At 62.6% G+C, this 19174-nt stretch carries 16 protein-coding genes; 3 read left to right on the top strand and 13 right to left on the bottom strand.

All coding sequences use genetic code 11. The annotated features are described in order from the left end of the window. Positions 1-6: 6 nt before the first annotated feature. The 3 genes from AC0NIH_RS16950 to AC0NIH_RS16940 all read right to left on the bottom strand — a co-directional run bounded on the left by AC0NIH_RS16950 (position 7) and on the right by AC0NIH_RS16940 (position 4858). On the bottom strand, positions 7-1926 hold the full coding sequence (locus tag AC0NIH_RS16950) for a potassium transporter Kup (RefSeq protein ID WP_473461952.1): 1920 nt from the start codon (positions 1924-1926) through the stop codon (positions 7-9). A gap of 177 nt (positions 1927-2103) precedes the next feature. Next, positions 2104-4017 carry a potassium transporter Kup gene (locus AC0NIH_RS16945; protein ID WP_023779144.1) on the bottom strand — a complete coding sequence of 638 codons (1914 nt, stop codon included), beginning with the start codon at positions 4015-4017 and terminating at the stop codon, positions 2104-2106. A 100-nt stretch (positions 4018-4117) separates the two neighbouring features. Then, positions 4118-4858 (bottom strand): pyridoxine 5'-phosphate synthase, encoded by a 741-nt coding sequence (locus tag AC0NIH_RS16940; RefSeq protein WP_224686051.1) that lies wholly within the window; start codon positions 4856-4858, stop codon positions 4118-4120. 149 nt (positions 4859-5007) lie between these two features. Here AC0NIH_RS16940 and AC0NIH_RS16935 point away from each other — a divergent pair, with 149 nt between their 5' ends. Then, the gene (locus AC0NIH_RS16935; RefSeq protein ID WP_013894772.1) at positions 5008-5427 is read left to right on the top strand and encodes a SpoIIAA family protein; all 420 of its coding nucleotides are present in this window, start codon (positions 5008-5010) and stop codon (positions 5425-5427) included. 2 nt (positions 5428-5429) lie between these two features. On the opposite strand, the gene AC0NIH_RS16930 is transcribed toward AC0NIH_RS16935, so the two are convergent. Next, a complete protein-coding gene (locus AC0NIH_RS16930) occupies positions 5430-6557 on the bottom strand; it encodes an ATP-dependent DNA helicase (protein ID WP_013894771.1) in 1128 nt (375 codons plus the stop codon). A 111-nt stretch (positions 6558-6668) separates the two neighbouring features. On the opposite strand from AC0NIH_RS16930, the gene AC0NIH_RS16925 reads away from it, so the two are divergent. Continuing rightward, complete coding sequence (locus tag AC0NIH_RS16925) at positions 6669-6968, top strand: DUF1330 domain-containing protein (protein ID WP_023779142.1); 300 nt, start codon at positions 6669-6671, stop codon at positions 6966-6968. A gap of 39 nt (positions 6969-7007) precedes the next feature. On the opposite strand, the gene AC0NIH_RS16920 is transcribed toward AC0NIH_RS16925, so the two are convergent. From AC0NIH_RS16920 to AC0NIH_RS16880, 9 genes are all read right to left on the bottom strand, one after another. Further along, entirely contained in the window at positions 7008-7373 is a 366-nt protein-coding gene (locus AC0NIH_RS16920) for a nitrile hydratase accessory protein (RefSeq protein WP_473461958.1), read from the bottom strand. After that, entirely contained in the window at positions 7360-8019 is a 660-nt protein-coding gene (nthB, locus tag AC0NIH_RS16915) for a nitrile hydratase subunit beta (protein WP_473461959.1), read from the bottom strand. The genes AC0NIH_RS16920 and nthB overlap by 14 nt, the downstream gene beginning before the upstream one ends. Continuing rightward, entirely contained in the window at positions 8016-8639 is a 624-nt protein-coding gene (gene nthA, locus AC0NIH_RS16910) for a nitrile hydratase subunit alpha (protein WP_473462194.1), read from the bottom strand. Before nthA ends, nthB begins: the two co-directional genes overlap by 4 nt. A 79-nt stretch (positions 8640-8718) precedes the next feature. Beyond that, positions 8719-11880: an efflux RND transporter permease subunit gene (locus AC0NIH_RS16905; protein WP_473461962.1), complete on the bottom strand. Its 3162-nt coding sequence runs from the start codon at positions 11878-11880 to the stop codon at positions 8719-8721. Then, positions 11877-13172, bottom strand: coding sequence for an efflux RND transporter periplasmic adaptor subunit (locus AC0NIH_RS16900; RefSeq protein WP_473461963.1), 1296 nt, complete (start codon positions 13170-13172; stop codon positions 11877-11879). Before AC0NIH_RS16900 ends, AC0NIH_RS16905 begins: the two co-directional genes overlap by 4 nt. A 215-nt stretch (positions 13173-13387) precedes the next feature. Then, positions 13388-13984: a LysE family translocator gene (locus AC0NIH_RS16895; protein WP_473461966.1), complete on the bottom strand. Its 597-nt coding sequence runs from the start codon at positions 13982-13984 to the stop codon at positions 13388-13390. Positions 13985-14119: 135 nt separating this feature from the next. After that, complete coding sequence (locus tag AC0NIH_RS16890; RefSeq protein ID WP_474024996.1) at positions 14120-14359, bottom strand: hypothetical protein; 240 nt, start codon at positions 14357-14359, stop codon at positions 14120-14122. A 77-nt stretch (positions 14360-14436) separates the two neighbouring features. After that, positions 14437-15012, bottom strand: a complete 576-nt coding sequence (gene ilvN, locus AC0NIH_RS16885) for an acetolactate synthase small subunit (RefSeq protein ID WP_013894763.1) — start codon at positions 15010-15012, stop codon at positions 14437-14439. Positions 15013-15095: 83 nt separating this feature from the next. Beyond that, positions 15096-16847: an acetolactate synthase 3 large subunit gene (locus tag AC0NIH_RS16880; RefSeq protein WP_023779134.1), complete on the bottom strand. Its 1752-nt coding sequence runs from the start codon at positions 16845-16847 to the stop codon at positions 15096-15098. Positions 16848-17352: 505 nt separating this feature from the next. Between AC0NIH_RS16880 and AC0NIH_RS16875 the strand changes: the two genes are divergently transcribed. Then, a complete protein-coding gene (locus tag AC0NIH_RS16875) occupies positions 17353-19155 on the top strand; it encodes an NAD(P)-binding domain-containing protein (protein ID WP_473461972.1) in 1803 nt (600 codons plus the stop codon). The last annotated feature ends 19 nt before the right edge of the window (positions 19156-19174 follow it).

Raw genomic sequence — 19174 nt, 5'->3', positions numbered from 1 at the left:
AGGCCTTCAGATCGCCACCTGCGTGCCGATTTCTACCACACGTCCGGTCGGGATCTGGAAATATTCGGTCGCATCGGCCGCCGTGCGCGCCAAGCCGATGAACAGCCGGTCCTGCCACACCGGCATGCCGGAATTGGGCGAGGCTTTAAGCGAACGGCGCGACAGGAAGAACGACGTCGTCATGATGTCGAACTTCCAGCCCTGCTTGCGGCAGATCGCCAGGGCGCGCGGGATGTTGGGCTGCTCCATATAGCCGAAGGTCAGCGTCACCCGCATGAACAGCTCGTTGACCGTCTCCATCTTGACGCGGTCGCTGTCTGGCACCACCGGCTGCGGCGCGGTTACCACCGAAAGGATGACATTCTGCTCATGCAGCACCTTGTAATGCTTCAGGCTGTGCATCAGCGCGGTCGGCGCGCTCAATGGATCGCTGGTCAGGAACACCGCGGTGCCGGACACCAGTTGCGGCTTCTTCTTCAACAAATTGCCGGCGAGGAAATCGAGCGGGATCTCGTTGCGGCGGGTCTTGTCGAACAGATAGCGGCTGCCGCGTACCCATGTCCACATGCCCAGCACGATGGTGAAAGCAACCGCTAGCGAAGCCCAGCCGCCCTCGAACACCTTGACGATGTTGGAGGCGAAGAAACCAATATCGATGAAGGCAAACAGGGCCGTCAGGCTGATCGCAACCCAGAGCCGCCATTTCCAGATGCGGGTCATGACGACATAGAGCAGCACCGTCGTCACCAGCATGTTGCCGGTCACCGAGATGCCATAGGCCGAGGCGAGCTTGCTGGACTCGCCGAAGCCGACCACCAGCATCATCACCACCAGCGCCAGCAACAGGTTGACGCGCGGCATGTAGATCTGGCCGGACTGTTTTTCCGATGTATGCAGGATTTCGAGCCGCGGCAGCATATTGAGCTGCACCGCCTGCCGGGTCAGCGAGAAGGCACCCGAGATGACTGCCTGGCTGGCGATGACCGTCGCCGCGGTCGCCAGCACGACCATGGGAATAAGAGCCCAACCCTCGTTCATCTCGAAGAACGGATGGCCGACGACGCCGTTCTTGGCCAGCACGAAGGCGCCCTGCCCGGCATAGTTGAGCAGCAGGCAGGGAAACACGATCGACAGCCAGGCGAGCACGATCGGCTTGCGGCCGAAATGGCCGAGATCGGCGTAGAGCGCCTCGGCGCCAGTGACGGCGAGGAAGATGGCACCGATCGTCACGAAGGCAACGTCGGGCGAATGGATCAGGAAGGCGACGATGTAGTGGGGGCTGATCGCCCACAGGATTTCCGGATCGGCGATGATGTGGTTGAGGCCCGAAAGGCCGATTGCCAGGAACCATACCGCCGTCACCGGACCGAAGACCAGTCCCACGCCGCCCGTGCCGAAACGTTGCACCGCGAACACCATGGCGAGAATGACCAGTGTCAGCGGCACCACATAGGGCTGGAAGGTGGGGGTGACGACATTCATGCCCTCCACCGCCGACAGCACCGAAATCGCCGGCGTGATGACCGCGTCGCCGAAAAACAGCGAGGCGCCGACGATGCCGATGCCCAGTATGACCGCCGAGCGCTTTGGAAAACTGCCGCGAGCCAGTGCCATCAGCGACAGCACGCCGCCCTCGCCGCGATTGTCGGCACGCAGCACGAACATGATGTATTTGATGGTGACGATGATCGTCAGCGACCAGATGATCAGCGACAGCACGCCGAGAATATCGCCGCGATCCGCGACGGTGCCGTGGGACGACGCCACCAGCGCTTCGCGAAAGGCATAGATCGGGCTGGTTCCGATATCCCCATAGACCACACCAAGAGCACCCAGCATCAGCACCTTGGTGCTATGCTGTTCGATCTCCGGATGGCTCGACTGTTCGACGGGTTCTGCCTCACTACCAGCATTGGTAAGGGCCATGGGACGACACTCCGATAAGCGCGCGGTGCTCTACGCTTGCTGCAATGCAATATCAAGTGCCGTCGCGTAATGGCTCCCATGCTGGCAGCGCCAGGCTCCTTGCGAGACGGCCTGAAATCCAATGGTCGCGGGCTGAATTCGCGGCTCGGGGCAGCAGGTTTTATGGGCGTATCAGCCTTAGATAGCGACTTGCGTGCCGATTTCCACGACGCGTCCGGTCGGGATCTGGAAATATTCGGTCGCATCGGCCGCCGTGCGTGCCAGGCCGATGAACAGCCGGTCCTGCCACACCGGCATGCCGGAATTGGGCGAGGCCTTGAGCGAGCGCCGCGACAGGAAGAACGACGTCGTCATGATATCGAACTTCCAGCCCTGCTTGCGGCAGATCGCCAGCGCGCGCGGGATGTTGGGCTGCTCCATATAGCCGAAGGTCAGCGTCACCCGCATGAACAGCTCGTTGACCGTCTCCATCTTGACGCGGTCGCTGTCTGGTACCACCGGCTGCGGCGCGGTCACCACCGACAGGATGACATTCTGCTCATGCAGCACCTTGTAATGCTTCAGGCTGTGCATCAGCGCGGTCGGCGCGCTCAATGGATCGCTGGTCAGGAACACCGCGGTGCCGGACACCAGCTGCGGCTTCTTCTTCAACAGATTGCCGGCGAGGAAATCGAGCGGGATCTCATTGCGGCGGGTCTTGTCGAACAGGTAGCGGCTGCCGCGTATCCAGGTCCACATGATCAGCCCCATCAGGCAGGCAACCGTGATCGATACCCAGCCGCCTTCGAATATCTTCACGATGTTTGCCAGGAAGAAGCCGCTGTCGATGACACCGAACAGCACGGTCAAGGCCAGGGCAAGCGCCAGCTTCCACTTCCACAGCTTGCGCATCACCACGAACAGCAGGATGGTCGTCATCAGCATTTCGCCGGTGACCGAGATGCCATAGGCGGAAGCCAGCGAGCTCGAGCTGCCGAAACCGACGACCAGCAGCATCACCCCCAGCGCGATGAGCAGGTTGACGCGCGGCATGTAGATCTGACCGAGTTGCATTTCGGACGTATGCTGCACCTCGATGCGTGGCAGAAGGTTGAGCTGCACCGCCTGGCGGGTCAGCGAAAAGGCACCCGAGATGACGGCCTGGCTGGCGATGACGGTCGCGGCCGTCGCCAGTCCCACCATCGGCATCAGAGCCCAGTCGGGCAGCATCTGGAAGAATGGATCGGTCGGCCTTCCGCCATTGGCCAGCACAAAGGCACCCTGCCCGAAATAGTTGAGCAGGAGGCAGGGGAAGACCACGGAAAACCACGCCAGCACGATAGGCTTGCGCCCAAAATGGCCGAGATCGACATAGAGCGCCTCGGCCCCGGTGACCGCCAGGAACACAGCGCCGACGGTGACGAAGGCGGCCGTGGGTGTGCTGGCGAGATAGACGACCGCGTAATAGGGATTGATGGCCAACAGGATCGATGGATCGTCCGTCAGATGATAGAGCCCCGCGACGCCGATGGCCAGGAACCACAGCGCGGTCACCGGCCCGAACACCGCCGCCACCTTCCCCGTGCCGAAGCGTTGCACCGAGAACAGCACGGCCAGGATGACCAGCGTGATCGGCACGACGTAAGCGTCCAGTGTCGGGGTCACCACCCTGAGGCCTTCGACCGCCGACAGCACGGAGATGGCCGGCGTTATGATCGAATCGCCGAAAAACAACGCTGCGCCGCAAAGACCGATCGCCAGGATGAGCCTCGCTCCCTTGGGATAGGCGCTGCGCGCCAGCGACATCAGCGACAGCGTGCCGCCCTCGCCCTTGTTGTCGGCACGAAGCACGAAGGCGACATATTTTATGGTCACGATGATCGTTAGCGCCCAGACGATCAGCGACAGCACGCCAAGCACGTGAACGCGCGTATCGATACCGGGCGAAGCGTGAAGCGCCTCACGGAAGGCGTAGATCGGGCTGGTGCCGATATCACCATAGACGACGCCGAGCGCCCCCAGCATCAGAACTTTGGTGCTTTGCTTTTCGGCCCCCGAATGGCTCGATTGCTCGACGGTTTCGGCCTCGCTAACGCGAGTGGCAAGGTCCATGGACCACTCCCCGACAAGCGCGCGGTGCTTCATGCATGCTGCGATGCGATGTCAATTGCACGCTATGGCTGCCATACCTGCAAAGCGACGCTCTCTACCCCTACCAGCCGCAAGCCTTTAGAAACCGACCCACCGTGCCGGCCATGCCATACTCCAACGCGTCGGCTGTCAACCCGTGTCCGATCGACACTTCGGCCAATGCCGGAATACGCCTTGCCAACGCAGGCAGATTGTCCACTGTCAGATCGTGCCCGGCATTGACCTGAAGGCCGGCGGCGATTGCCGCATCGGCGGTTTTTCCCAATCTTTCCAGCTCTTTGGCGGCCTTTTCGGAATCCGAATGGTAGCTGCCGTAAGGGCCGGTATAGAGTTCGATCCGGTCAGCGCCAGTGTCACGCGCGGCCGCCATGCCGACAGGATCGGCATCCGAAAACAACGACACCCTGAAACCGCTCTTCTTCAGACGCCTGACGACCGGTGTCAGGAACGCCGAGTCGGCGGCAAAGTTCCAGCCATGATCGGAAGTTGCCTGTGCCGGGTCATCGGGAACCAGCGTCACCTGTTCGGGCTGATGTTTTTCCACAAGCGCCAGGAAATCCTCGCTCGGATAGCCCTCGATGTTGAACTCGGCTTGCGGAAACTCATCGTCGATCAGCGCCCTGATCTCGGGCAGGTCGGAATGCCTTGTGTGACGTTCGTCGGGACGTGGATGGACCGTCAGCCCATGTGCCCCGGCGGCAAGGGCAAGGCGGCCGACGCCGATCACGCTTGGCCATGGCAGGTCGCGCCGGTTGCGCAGCATGGCGATGGCGTTGAGGTTGACGGAAAGCTTTGCGGGCATGGGCTGCGTCCGTGAAATCAGGCGGTTGGCGTGCGCCGTTCAGCCGCGGCGCGCTTGAGACCGGGCATCTATAGCGCCTTTGACGGGAACAGATAGGGGGTTTCCGGTGTTCCAGAAGACCGCTATTTCCGCCAAAGGAGGCTCCGCCCGTGAATTTCCTGCAATCCGTGCCGGCGATCCGTCGCATCGACACCGATCGCGACGACCTGTTCGCAATCGATGTGGTCGGGCATGTCGCGGCGGCCGATGCGGAAAACCTGTTCGGCCTGCTGGAGGCGGCGTACGCGCTCCACCAGCGAATCGACGTGGCCGTGCGCATGGTCGATCACGACGGCGTCGATTGGACCGACATCTCCGACGAAACCCTCAAGCAGGGCGCCGTCCACGCACTGGAGCACATAGGCAGGTGCGCGGCTATCGGCACGCCCGACTGGACGGCGGACGCACGACACGCCTTGCCCGCGTCGTCACCCATCGAATTCAGGCATTTCAAGGCCGAGGACGAAGCCGACGCCTGGGAATGGCTCGGGGTCCAGCGGGTCGGTGCGCGAGAAAAGCCATCGTCGTAACGCTACCTGACGATGGTCAGCCGCTCGGCGGCCCGGGTGATCGCGGTATAAAGCCAGCGCTGGCGCGTTTCCTTGAAGGCCCAGCTTTCATCGAACAGCACGATCTCGTTCCATTGCGAGCCCTGCGCCTTGTGCACGGTCAGCGCGTAGCCGTAGTCGAAATCGTCGAAGCGCTTCTTCTGCTGCCAGGGGATTTCGGCGTCCGGATCCTCGAATGCCGCCTTGAGCAGCTTGATCTTGGCGACGCCGCGGTCCGGATCGTCCTCTTCGGGCGAAACCAGAAGGTTGATGCCGGGCTTCACCGTCTCGCGCGACGAGGTCATCACCTTCCACAGCGAACCGTTGAGCAGCCCTTTGGCGGGATCGTTGCGCAGGCAGACCAGCTTGTCGCCTGCCTGCGGATAGTCGGCATTGAAGCCCTTGAGCTCGCGCAGGCGCTGGTTGTAGCGGCGGCGCGTGCGGTTGGTGCCAACCAGCACCTGGTCCGCCCTGAGCACCAGCTCCTGGTTGACGTCTTCCTTGCCGATCACCTGCGCCGTGCCGTAGTCGCCGCGCATGAATTCTCGGCCCTCGCGCACGTCGAGCGCCAGCCGCAGGATCGGATTGTCGCGCGCCTGCCGGTGGATTTCGGTGAGCAGGAAATCCGGCTCGTGGTCGGTGAAGAAACCGCCGCCCGAGATCGGCGGCAACTGGCCGGGGTCGCCCAGCACCAGGATCGGCGTGCCGAAACTCATCAGGTCGCGGCCGAGCTGCTCGTCGACCATCGAGCATTCGTCGATGACGACCAGCTTGGCTCGCGAGATCGGGCTCTGCCGGTTGAGCGAGAAGGTCGGCGACATCGAGGTCTTGCCGGTCACCTCGTCCTCCACCGATTCCTCGCCCTTGGGCCGGTAGATCAGCGAATGGATGGTGCGGGCATTGACTGCCCCCTTGGAGCGCAGCACCTGCGCCGCCTTGCCGGTGAAGGCGGCGAACTGCACCTGGCCGTCGACATGCTCGGCGAAATAGCGCGCCAGCGTCGTCTTGCCGGTACCGGCATAGCCGAACAGACGGAACAGCTGCGGCCGGCCCTCTTTGAGCCAGCGGGCAACCGCTTGCAGCGCCTCGTCCTGTTGGGGTGAAAATTCCATCAGTGCGACAGACCGGATTCGCAAGACAAAGACAAGATAGCCGTCACCGTGCTTAGTTGCGAGATAGCTAATGAACGTGCTTCAATGCGTCCTTTCGCGGAGGAAAGGGCAATGGCAGCATATCTTATCGCTGACGTGGACATAACAGACGCCGCCGTTTTCGAAGAATACCGCCGGGATGTCCCAGCAACAGAAGCGCGCTACGGGGGAAGGTACATTGCCCGCGGCGGAGCCACCAAGGTGTTGGAAGGTGATTGGGAACCTCATCGCCTGGTGATTGTCGAGTTCCCAAACATGGCTTCCCTCATGGAATGGTATGATTCTCCAGAATACGGACGGCTCAAAGCCATCCGCGAACGCTCCGCCAGGACGAGGATCATTGCTCTCGAAGGCATGATCCCCACCGATTAAGATTGGCCAAGACGAGAACAAGGCGTACCGGGAAGGCAGTTATCTGCTCGCTTGATCGGTCGGATCGTTCTCCAGCAGGATCGGCTTGCCGTGTGGGGTGGCATGCGCGGCGCGTTCCCAGGCCTGCGCCATCGCGTCGACATCGGATTTGGCGGCCAGCCCTTTCGACGCGAGGAGGCTTTCCAGTGCTGCCAGCCAATGTTCGTAATAATCGTGGCCGTCAGCCGCGGCGTCCGGCTTCTTCACCTGCGCCGACAAGGCATCTGCCCATTCGCTCCAAGAGAACAGGCCCTTGTCGTGCAGGGCCACCGTCAAGGCGAATGCCTCGGCCTGCCATGGCTCGGCAAACACCGGGGCATCGACCCCCGGCGGCAAATCGGCCGCAGCCCCTTCAGGCCGGTTCAAGATAGCTCTCCCAGGCGTCGATCGACACGGTCAGCGTCGGGTCGGCGCCCTCGCCCCAGATCTCCGTGCCATCGAGAACCACCGTATAGACCCATTGCGGGTTCTCGCCTTGCCCGTGCGCGTTGGTGTCGGGAAAGACGAAACCGTCGCGCACCGCCTCGATCGTGCCCCGTTTGCCACGCGCATAGCGCGGCAGCCTGGTGTGGCCGGTCGGGTTGAAATTCTTCGTCCGCACGGCGTCGTCGGCCTTAAAGCGCGGCGCCGTCTCGACCGGCCGGTTGCAGGGGCCGCCCTTGGCGAGCACGGCCGGAACGTTTTCCGCCTTCAGCACCCTTTTGGGCGTCGCAGCCGGATCGACCGCCCTGCCCTCCGTCAGATCGCGCTGGCTGATGAAGCCGTGGCGCGTCAGCAGCACCTCCAGCGCCTTGATCCATATCTGGTAGTAGCTCGACGAATAGTAGACCGCCGGATGCAGCGATTCCCGCGCGTGCCGGCTTTCGTCGATGTTCCAGGCTCCCATGGCGCCGGCTGTCAGCGTCACGCCGAGCGCGCGCCGCTCCCAATCCGCATGGAAATAGGGTTCATCTTTTTCAGGGGCCACAGGCCCGAACCCCATCTGTCCGCCGAGATCCTGGGGACCGTTCATGCCGGCCTCCTCGTTTGTGAAGGTTCTTGGGCCAGCGCGGTGCCGATCATGGCGTCGCGGCTTACCAGTTCGGCCAGTTGCTCCTCGCTCCAGCCTTCGGTGCCCTGTGGCCGCTGCGGCACGACGAGGTAGCGCAGTTCCGCGGTCGAATCCCAGACGCGGATCTTCTTGTCCACCGGCAGCGTCAGCCCGAATTCTTCGAGTACGCCGCGCGGGTCGATGACCGCGCGCGAACGATAGGGCGGCGCCTTGTACCAGACCGGCGGCAGCCCGAGCACCGACCACGGATAGCAGGAGCACAGCGTGCAGACGACGAGATTGTGCGTGTCATCGGTGTTGAACACCGCCTGCATGTGCTCGCCCTGCCGGCCGGTGTAGCCGAGCGATTCGATGGCCGCCGTCGCGTCGCGCCTCAGCCAGTCGGCATAGGCAGGATCGCTCCAGGCTTTCGCCACCACCCTGGCGCCGTTGCGCGGACCGATCTTGGTCTCGTAGGTATCGACGATGACGTCGATCGCGGCCGGATCGATCAGCCCCTTGCGGGCCAGGATTGTCTCCAGCGCCCGCACCCGGGCGGCAAACGGATCGAGTTCGTTGTCGTGATCATGATCGTGGGGCATCGCCACAAACTATGGCTCCGATCCGCCGGCCGCAAGCATGACGGCTTGGGCCAGCTTTTATCGGGACCGCATCAAGCCGTTACTCGGCGGCCGTTTTCTGCGGCTCGCCCTGGATGTCGTCGTTGGTACCGAACAATGACGGCTGATCGCCCACGTCGACAACGGGCAACTCGGGCTTGCGCTTCGCCATCAGCCCGACCAGCCAGCCCGAGAAATTCTCCATGTAGACATAGATCACCGGCGTCACGAACAGGGTCAGCGCCTGCGAGGCGAGCAGGCCGCCGACGACCGCGACACCCAGCGGCTGGCGCAGTTCCGCGCTGGCGCCGGTACCGAGCGCGATCGGGAAAGTGCCCATAAGTGCTGCCAGTGTCGTCATCATGATCGGCCTGAAACGCATCAGGCAGGCCTTGTGGATGGAATCGGTAGCCGACATGCCGTCCCGTCGCAGTTCGAGCGCGACATCGACCATCATGATGCCGTTCTTCTTGACGATGCCGATCAGCATCAGGATGCCGATCACCGCGATGACGGACAGATCCATACCGGCGAAGCGCAGGGCAACGACGGCGCCAAGCACCGCCGACGGCAGGCCGGTCAGAATGGTGAGCGGGTGGATGAAGCTCTCATAGAGGATGCCGAGCACGATGTAGATGGTCAGGATGGCGCCGCCGATCAGCAGGCCCTGGTTGGCAAGCGAATCCTGGAACGTCTTGGCCGTGCCGGCAAAGGACGTCGTGATCTCCGTCGGCATGCCGATCTGCTCCTTCAGCGCGCTGATGCGGGCCGTACTGTCGCCGAGCGCTACGCCCTGCGGCAAATTGTAGGAGATGGTCACCGCCGGAAGCTGGCCGAGCTGGTTGACCGTCAGGGCGCCGGCCGTGCGGTCGACGCGGGCGAAGGCGCCAAGCGGAACCAGGCTGCCGCTCGCCGTCCGCATCTGGATGGCGAGCATCCGCTCGGGCGACCATTCGATCTTGGGATCGAGTTCGGTGATGACCTCATAGCTGTCGGCCGAGCCGAAGATCGTCGAAACCTGGTCGGTGCCGAACCCGCCATAGAGAGCGCTGCGCAGCGTGTCGGTGTCGATGCCGAGTTGGGCGGCCTTGTCGCGATTCACCACCAGCGATGCCTGCAGCGCATTGTTCTGCAAATCGCTGGTGACATCGGTAAAGGTTGCATGGTCGGCCGCCATCGCGTCATTGAGTTTCTGTGCCCAGATATCGGTCTGGCCGGTGTCCAGCCCCTGAACCACCAATTGGTAGGCGCTGGCCGACGAGCGCGAACCCAGTCTCAGGTTCTGCACCGGCTGCATGTAGGTCTCGATGCCCGCCACGCCGGCCAGTTGCTTGCGCAGGTCCGAAAGCACCTTCTCGATATTGGGACGCTGGTCCTTGCCCTTGAGCTGGACGAAAAGCTGCCCCTGGTTGAGCGCATTGTTGCCGCTGCCCGCCGACCACGCGACATGATCGACATAGGGCGAGTGCGAGAACACGCTGGCCACCTGCCCCTGCAGCTTGGCCATGGCATCGAACGATATGTCCTGGCGCGCGATGGTGGTCACCGAGATCTGGCCGATGTCCTCCTGCGGGAAGAAGCCCTTCGGCGATACCTGGATCAGCCACACCGACGCCGCCGCGGTGCCGACGAACACGAGGAATACCAGGAAGGTGTGCCGCAGGCAGAAGCTCAGGACGCGGTCGTAGCCGCGCGTGATGAGATCGCGCTTATGGCCGTCGCCGTGTGCTTCGCGGTCGGCCTTGGTCACCGACAGCAGCCGCGAGCACAGCATCGGCGTCAGCGTCAGCGAGACGAACATCGACGCCAGGATGGCAACCGTCACCACGACGGCGAACTCGTTGAAGATGCGCCCGATCACGCCGCCCATCAGAAGCACCGGGATGAACACGGCGACCAGCGAGATCGAGATCGAGATGATGGTGAAGCCGATTTCGCGCGCCCCCTTCAGCGACGCGTCGAAGGCCGACAGCCCATCCTCCTCCATATGGCGGAAGATGTTTTCGAGCATCACGATGGCATCGTCGACGACGAGGCCGACCGCGAGCGTCAGGCCCATCAGCGAGATGTTGTCGATGGAAAAGCCGAACAGGAACATGGCGCCGAGCGTGGCGATCAGCGAGATCGGCACCGCCACGGCCGGGATGATGGTCGCCGTCACCCGGCGCAGGAACACGAAGATCACCATCACCACCAGCGCGATGGTCAAAAGCAGCGTGAACTGCACGTCGTCGACGGCCTGGCGGATCGAGGTCGAGCGATCGTTGAGCAGCTTGATCTGGGCCGCGGCCGGCATCTGGTCCTGGAAGGACGGCAGCATCGCCTTGACCTTGTCGACGACGTCGACCGTGTTGGCGTCGGGCTGGCGCTGGACGGCCATGATGATCGCGCGGGTACCGTCATACCAACTCGCCGTCGTCGTGGTCTGCACGGAATCGACGACGCGGGTCACCTCGCCCAGCCGCACCGGGTGGCCGTTCTTGGTGGCGATGATGAGGTTGGAGAAGCCGGCGGCGTCGGTCAGCTGGGTGTTGGCGGTGATGGTCAGCTGCTGCTTGTTGTTCTGCAGTACGCCGAGCGGCGTGTTGCTGTTGGCGGACGCGACGGCCGCCTGCAGCTGATCGATCGAGATGCCGCGGGCGGCAAGCGCGGTCGGGTCGATCTGGATGCGCACCGCGTATTTTTGCTGGCCGAAGATCGAGACCTGCGCCACCCCGTCAATGGTCGACAGCGATGGCGAGATGACGTTTTCGGCGAAAGCATCGAGGTCGGTCAGCGGAACCGTGTCGCTGACCAGCGACATCAAAAGGATCGGCGCGTCGGCCGGATTGACCTTGCGATAGCTCGGCGGCGACGTCATCTGCGGCGGCAATGATTTCTGCGTGCGCGCTATCGCCGCCTGCACGTCGGCCGCCGCCGCGTCGATGTCGCGGTTGAGCACGAACTGGATGGCGATCGAGGTCTGGCCGAGCGAGTTCGTGGTCGAAATCGAATCGATGCCGGCGATGGTCGCGAACTGCTTGATCAGCGGCGTCGCCACCGATGTCGCCATGGTTTCCGGCGAGGCGCCGGGCAGCGAGGCCGAGACGTTGACCACCGGGAATTCGGCGCTGGGCAGTGCGGCCACCGGCAGGAATTTGTAGGCGAACAGTCCGCCCAGCACGAGAGCGAACGACATCAGGAGCGTGGCGACGGGCCTGCGAATGCAGAATTCGGAGATCATTGGGCCGCCCCGCCGGCATTGCTCGCCTCGGCCACCTTGGGCGCTGCCGTGGTGGCGCCCTCATGCACGGCGGCGCCGTTCTTGAGCCTCGTCTGGCCTTCGGTGACCACCTTCTCGCCGGCCTTCACTCCCTGGCTGATGGCGCTGTTCTCGCCTTCGGTCAGTGCCACCTGCACCGGCCGCATCTCGACGGTGTTATCGGGTTTGACCACATAGACGAACGGCCCCTTCTGGCTCGGCTGCACCGCGACCGTGGGAACCGAGGTCATCCGCGGCATGATGCCGGCGTCGAGGACGACATTCACATATTGGCCCGGCCACAGCGAAAGATCGGCGTTCGGTATGCTGGCTCTCGTGGCGATGGTGCCGGAAGCCGTGTCGACGCTGGAATCGACGAAATCGAGCGTACCCTTGCCGATCGGCGTCGGGTCGCCGTCCTGGGTCAGCGTCACTGCCCCTTGCTGCGGATTGGCCAGCGCCTTGTGCAGCAGCGCAAGGTTGCTTTCCGGCAGGTTGAAGTTCACCTGCAGCGGGTCCATCTGGGTGATGGTCACCAACGGTGTCGCCGTGCTGCTGTTGCCATTGCTGACGGTGACAAGATCGCCGACGGCGACATTGACGGCACCCAGCCTGCCGGCGATCGGTGCCGTGATGGTGGCAAAGCCAAGCTGGACGTTGTCGGCATCGATCGTCGCCTTGTCGGCATCGACGGTCGCCGCCGCGGCCTTCTGCGCGGCAACCGCCTGGTCGTAGGTTTGCTGCGTGCCGGCCTGCTTGGCGACAAGATCCTTGGCGCGCTGAAGATCGGAATTCGAGCTGGCGAGCAGGGCCTGGTCCTTGGCGAGGGTCGCCTGGTCCTTGGCGAGCTGCGCCTTCAGGGCACGGTCATCGAGCGAAAACAGGAGATCGCCGGTCTTCACCATCTGCCCGTCCTTGACGTCGATGGAGACGATCTGGCTGGACACCCGCGCGTTGATGTTGACCACCGCCGGAGAGGAGACGAAGCCGATGGCAAAGCGCCGGATCGGGAAATCAGCCGTCGTCGCCGTCGCCGAGACGATCGAGGCCGAACGCGCACCATTACCGCCAGCCGCCTGCTTGCCGCCTGCCTGCTTGCCGCCTGCCTGTTTGTCCCCAGCCTGCTTGTCAGATGCCTGCTTTTCTAATGCCGCCGCGACCTGCTTTGCGCCGATCAACTGTTGAGCCCGGCTCAGCGCATCGGGAGACAGATAGAGCCAGGCAGCACCCGCGCAGGCGACCGCCAGCAAAGAAAGAATGACTTTTCCACGCATCGACAAAAGGCCCTCTCTGTCCGACACGCCATAGCCAGGTGGTCGTATTCTATCGCAACTCACGGCTCCCTGCCGCGATTTCGCCGAATAGATAGGACACGCCTTTGTCGGAAAAGGGCCAAAACACGGCATTACGAAGATTTAATGTGCACTGCACAATGGATGTGCACCCGGCATGGCCGCTGGCCGAAGCTACCGCCAGTCCCGAGGAAATCCTATTTCAACATCGGCCAAAGCGTCGCCGCCAGCATCACGCCCATGGCGATGTTGAACCATTTCAGCCGCACCGGATCCGACAGGAAACCGCGCAGCGCCGTGCCGAATCCCGCCCATACCGAGACGCTCGGCAGGTTGACGATGGTGAAAGCCACCGAGATCAGCGCCACCGACAGGAACGGGTGCTCCGGATTGCTGTAGACGGCCATGGCGGTGATCGCCATCACCCAGGCCTTGGGATTGACCCACTGGAACGCCGCCGCATCGATGAAGCGCATCGGCCGCCCGCTTGCATCGCCCTTGCCTGCGAACGAGCTCGACATGGCGATCTTCCAGGCGAGGTAGAGCAGATAAAGGGCACCGGCGATCTTCAACGCCGTATGCAGCGCCGGAAACGCCGTCAGCACGGCGCCAAGGCCAAGGCCGACGGCAAGCAGCAGCACCAGGAAACCGATGCTGATGCCAAGCATATGCGGCACGCTCCGGACCAGGCCGAAATTCACACCTGAAGCCAGCAGCATCAGATTGTTCGGCCCCGGCGTGATCGAGGTGACGAAGGCGTAGACCAAAAGTGCGAGGAATGCGTCGAGGGTCATGACGGCTCACAAAGGTCAGTAATGCTGACTAAATCGACCGGGCGCCGGACGCAACTTCATTCGATTGGTCCAATGCGCCTGCCGCGATCCGACGGCTGATTTCCCGGGCACGCCCGACCGGATAAATTCGGGCGATCAGTCTCGACGACGGCTATACTTCAGCCAGCAAAGAAACCAACTGAAGACGACGATGCATCCGGCATGGAAGAAGATTCCATCCCAGAATCTCGTTGGATTGTCTGCATAGGCGACCCATTCAACGGTTCGTCCGACAGGGACAGTCATCGTCACCCAGGCATGGGCAAGCACCCAAATCGAGAATGCGATCATGGCGTACATCATCACATGTATCGCCAGTTCTTGTCGCGGGGTCATGCCCACCAATTCTCAAACCGTCTTTCGGACTGCCTTGTCCTAAACGTGAATGCAGAATCTGAACGCCGTATGAATTCTTACATCCCCTGCGGGCCGCGGTTCATCGCCGCCACGCCGGTGCGGCAGATCTCGACCAGGCCGAGCGGCTTCATGATGGCGATGAACTGGTCGAGCTTGGAGCCCTTGCCGGTGATCTCGAAGATGAAATGCTCGGTGTTGGCGTCGATGACCGAGGCGCGGAAGGCGTCGGCCAGCCGCAGCGCCTCGACGCGGGCCTCGCCGGTGCCGGCGACCTTGACCAGCGCCAGTTCCCGCTCCAGCGGCCGCTCCTGGCCGAACTCGTGCGAACGCACGGTAAGGTCGACGACCCGGTGCACCGGAACGATGCGCTCGAGCTGATGCTTGATCTGCTCCAGCACGTGCGGCGTGCCGCGGGTCACGATGGTGATCCGCGACAGGTGCTTTTCATGTTCGGTCTCGGAAACGGTCAGGCTCTCGATGTTGTAGCCGCGCCCGGAAAACAGCCCGATGACCCGGGCAAGCACGCCCGGCTCGTTGTCGACCAGCACGGAAAGCGTGTGGTTTTCCGGCCGCTCCGTTTCCTTGGCGATGAAGTAGGCGGAGCCGGTCGGTTGAAGGTGCTGTGCGTTCATGACATGAATCTCGATTTCAACTCTTGATCTAACGATCTGTTTCCGCACGGCTTCTCGCGACAGCCCTGCCCTGGCTTCGCGCTTTAGACCAGTTCCCTGCCCTTGGCGTCGATGGCGTTGGCCACGACTTCGTCGGTCGCCTCGTCCGGCAGCAGCATCTCGTTATGTGCCTTGCCCGACGGGATCATCGGGAAGCAGTTGGCGAGCGTCGCCACGCGGCAGTCGAACAGCACCGGCTTCCTGACCGAGATCATCTCCTTGATGGCGTCGTCCAGCTCGTCGGGCTTTTCGCAGCGGATGCCGTGGCCGCCATAGGCTTCGGCCAGCTTGACGAAGTCCGGCATCGCCTCGGTATAGGAATGCGACAGCCGGTTACCGTGCAGCAGCTGCTGCCACTGGCGCACCATGCCCATGTACTGGTTGTTGAGGATGAAGATCTTGATCGGCGCATCATGCTGCACCGCCGCGCTCATCTCCTGCATCGTCATCTGCACCGAGGCGTCGCCGGCGATGTCGACGACCAGCGCATCGGGATGCGCGATCTGCACGCCGAGAGCCGCCGGCAAGCCGTAGCCCATCGTACCCAGCCCACCGGACGTCATCCAGCGGTTCGGCTTCTCGAAATGATAATGCTGCGCCGCCCACATCTGGTGCTGGCCGACCTCGGTGGTGATGTAGGTGTCCATGTCCTTGGTCAGCTCGTAGAGCCGCTGGATGGCGTATTGCGGCATGATGACCTCATGGTTCATCTTGTAGGCGAGTGAATCGCGACCGCGCCATTTGGCGATCTGCTCCCACCAGGGATAGAGCGCCTTCTTGTCGGCCTTGGCGGTCGCCCGCCACAGCCGCACCATGTCCTCCAGCACCCGGCCGACATCGCCGATGATAGGCACTTCGGTGTGCACGTTCTTGTTGATCGAGGATGGATCGATGTCGATGTGGATCTTGCGCGAGTTCGGCGAGAACGCCGTCAGCCGGCCGGTGATGCGGTCGTCGAAGCGCGCGCCGATGCAGATCATCACGTCGCAATCATGCATGGCCATGTTGGCTTCGTAGGTGCCGTGCATGCCGAGCATCCCCAGCCAGTTCTTGCCCGATGCCGGATAGGCGCCGAGCCCCATCAGCGTCGAGGTGATCGGGAAACCGGTGAGATCGACCAGTTCGCGCAAGAGATGGCTCGCCTCCGGGCCGGAATTGATGACGCCGCCGCCCGAGTAGATGATCGGCTTCTTCGCGGTCGCCATCAGCTCGACCGCCGCCTTGATCTTCTCCAGATCGCCCTGGACCTTGGGCTGGTAGCTGGTGCGCGGCGCGATCTGCGGCGGGACATAAAATCCCTTGGCGAACTGCACGTCCTTCGGAATGTCGACGACCACCGGACCGGGACGGCCGGTCGTGGCGACATGGAAGGCCTCATGTATCGTCGCCGCGAGTTCGTTGACGTCCTTCACCAGCCAATTGTGCTTGGTGCAGGGGCGCGTGATGCCGACCGTGTCGCATTCCTGGAACGCGTCGGAGCCGATGAGCGACGTCGGCACCTGCCCGGTCAGGCAAACCAGCGGGATCGAATCCATCAAGGCGTCCTGCAGCGGCGTCACCGCATTGGTGGCGCCGGGGCCGGAGGTCACCAGCATGACGCCGGCCTTGCCCGTCGAGCGCGCATAGCCTTCGGCCGCGTGGCCCGCACCCTGCTCGTGCCGCACCAGAATGTGCTCGACCTCGTCCTGCTGGAAGATCTCGTCGTAGATCGGGAGAACCGCGCCGCCGGGATAACCGAAGACATGCTTGACGCCATTGTCCTTCAGCGCCTGCACCACCATTTCGGCGCCCGTCATTTCGGCTCTTGGCATTTCGCGCCGTTCACTTTGTCCGTTGCTCATCGGTTTGGTCCCGTACTGTCGCCCTTTGGGCGTTGCCATCTGGCTGCTGCTGGTCGTTTAGTCGTGTTTTAGGCAATAAAAAAGGCCCCCGAGGGAGCCTGTGTGTTGCGCATGGGAGGTTTTCGCCCGGCGGTTACACCGCCTTGCCCACGCGCCTTCCTACGAGAATGAGTGCCTTTTTCATGATGGCGGACACTAAGGGCGGGCAAGGCAGGCTGTCAACGGCAAAAATCGCGGCGCCGATGAAGCCGCTTCCCAATTTGAAAAATACCCGTCACGATTTCGCGACGGACACTGCGTTAAACCGGCTTGGCAGCATATTTTCCGGATAAGTCATTGAAGCCACGCGAAACTATGGTGGGGCGTGACGAAGGCTATTCTCATTGCCAATACTTGATTGTCCGGCTTTGCAAGTCGGGAGGAGCAACCATGACGGCCTGGATTTCACGGAGGAAAACTTATGCTCGACAAGGCCCCAAACAAGAAACTGTCCGACCTGCTCGATCAATTCGGCGCCGCCCTCGCCGCCAATGACATCGAGAAGGCGGTCGGCTGCTTTCAGGAGGACTGCTACTGGCGCGACCTCGTCACCTTCACCTGGAACATCAAGACGATGGAGGGCAAGGACCAGGTCCGCGACATGCTGAAGAGCCAGTTGTCGAAGACAAAGCCATCGCATTGGGCGCTCGCCAATGGTGAGGACGCGACCGAGAGCGACGGGCTGATCGAGGGCTGGATCAGTTTCGAGACCGAAGTGGCGCGTGGCTTTGGCCATGTCAGGCTGAAGGACGGCAAGATCTGGACGCTGCTGACCACCATGGTCGAATTGAAGGGCCACGAGGAACCGGCCGGCTTCGCGCGGCCCATGGGCGCCAGGCATGGCTCGGGCAAGAACCGCCCGACATGGAAGGAAGAACGCGAGAAAGAGGCGGCCGAACTCGGCTTCAAGACGCAGCCCTACACGGTCATCATCGGTGGTGGCCAAGGCGGCATCGCGCTCGGCGCGCGGCTGCGGCAGCTCGGCGTGCCGACCATCATCATCGAGAAGAACGAGCGCGCCGGCGACAGCTGGCGCAAGCGCTACAAGTCGCTCTGCCTGCACGATCCGGTCTGGTACGACCATCTGCCCTATATCGATTTCCCGAAGAACTGGCCGGTCTTCTCGCCCAAGGACAAGATCGGCGACTGGCTGGAAATGTACACCAAGGTGATGGAGCTGAACTACTGGTCCTCGACCGAGGCCAAGAGCGCCACCTATGACGACGAGAAGAAGGAATGGACGGTCGTGGTTCACCGCGACGGCAAGGACATCACCCTGAAACCCAAGCAGCTGGTGCTGGCCACCGGACAGTCCGGCAAGGCCAATCTGCCGAACTTCAAGGGCATGGAGAATTTCAAGGGCGACCAGCATCACTCCTCGAAGCATCCCGGCCCCGATGCCTATGCCGGCAAGAAGGCGGTTGTCATCGGCTCCAACAATTCCGCCCACGACATCGCCGCCGCGCTTTGGGAAGCCGGCGCCGACGTCACCATGGTGCAGCGCTCGAGCACCCATATCTCCAGATCCGACACGCTGATGGAAATCGGCCTGGGCTCCCTCTACTCGGAACAGGCGGTTCAGAACGGCATTACCACGGCCAAGGCCGATCTGATCTTTGCCTCCCTGCCCTACAAGATCCTGCATGAGTTCCAGATCCCGGCCTATGCCGAGATGAAGAAACGCGACGCGGCGTTCTACAAGGGACTGGAAAAGGCCGGTTTCATGCTCGACTGGGGCGACGACGAGTCAGGCCTGTTCATGAAATACCTCAGGCGCGGCTCCGGCTACTATATCGACGTCGGCGCTTCCCAGCTGGTCATCGACGGGTCGATCAAGCTGAAGAGCGGTGTCGACGTCGAAGAGATCAAGCAGCATTCGGTTCTGCTCAGCGACGGGTCGGAACTGCCTGCCGACCTTATCGTCTACGCCACCGGCTACGGCTCGATGAATGGCTGGGCCGCCGATCTGATATCGCGCGAAACGGCGGACAAGGTCGGCAAGTGCTGGGGCCTCGGCTCGAACACCACCAAGGATCCCGGTCCTTGGGAAGGCGAGTTGCGCAACATGTGGAAGCCGACGCAACAGGAGGCGCTGTGGTTCCACGGCGGCAATCTGCACCAGTCGCGCCACTATTCGCAGTTCCTGTCGCTGCAATTGAAGGCCAGGCATGCCGGATTGTCGACGCCGGTCTACGGACTTCAGCGGGTGCACCACAAAGGCTAACGGCACACCCAGCCTTCTT

Source organism: Mesorhizobium sp. WSM1386 (assembly GCF_055901595.1).
The sequence above is the reverse complement of the archived record's forward strand: the minus strand, read 5'-3'. Positions and strand labels throughout refer to the sequence as shown.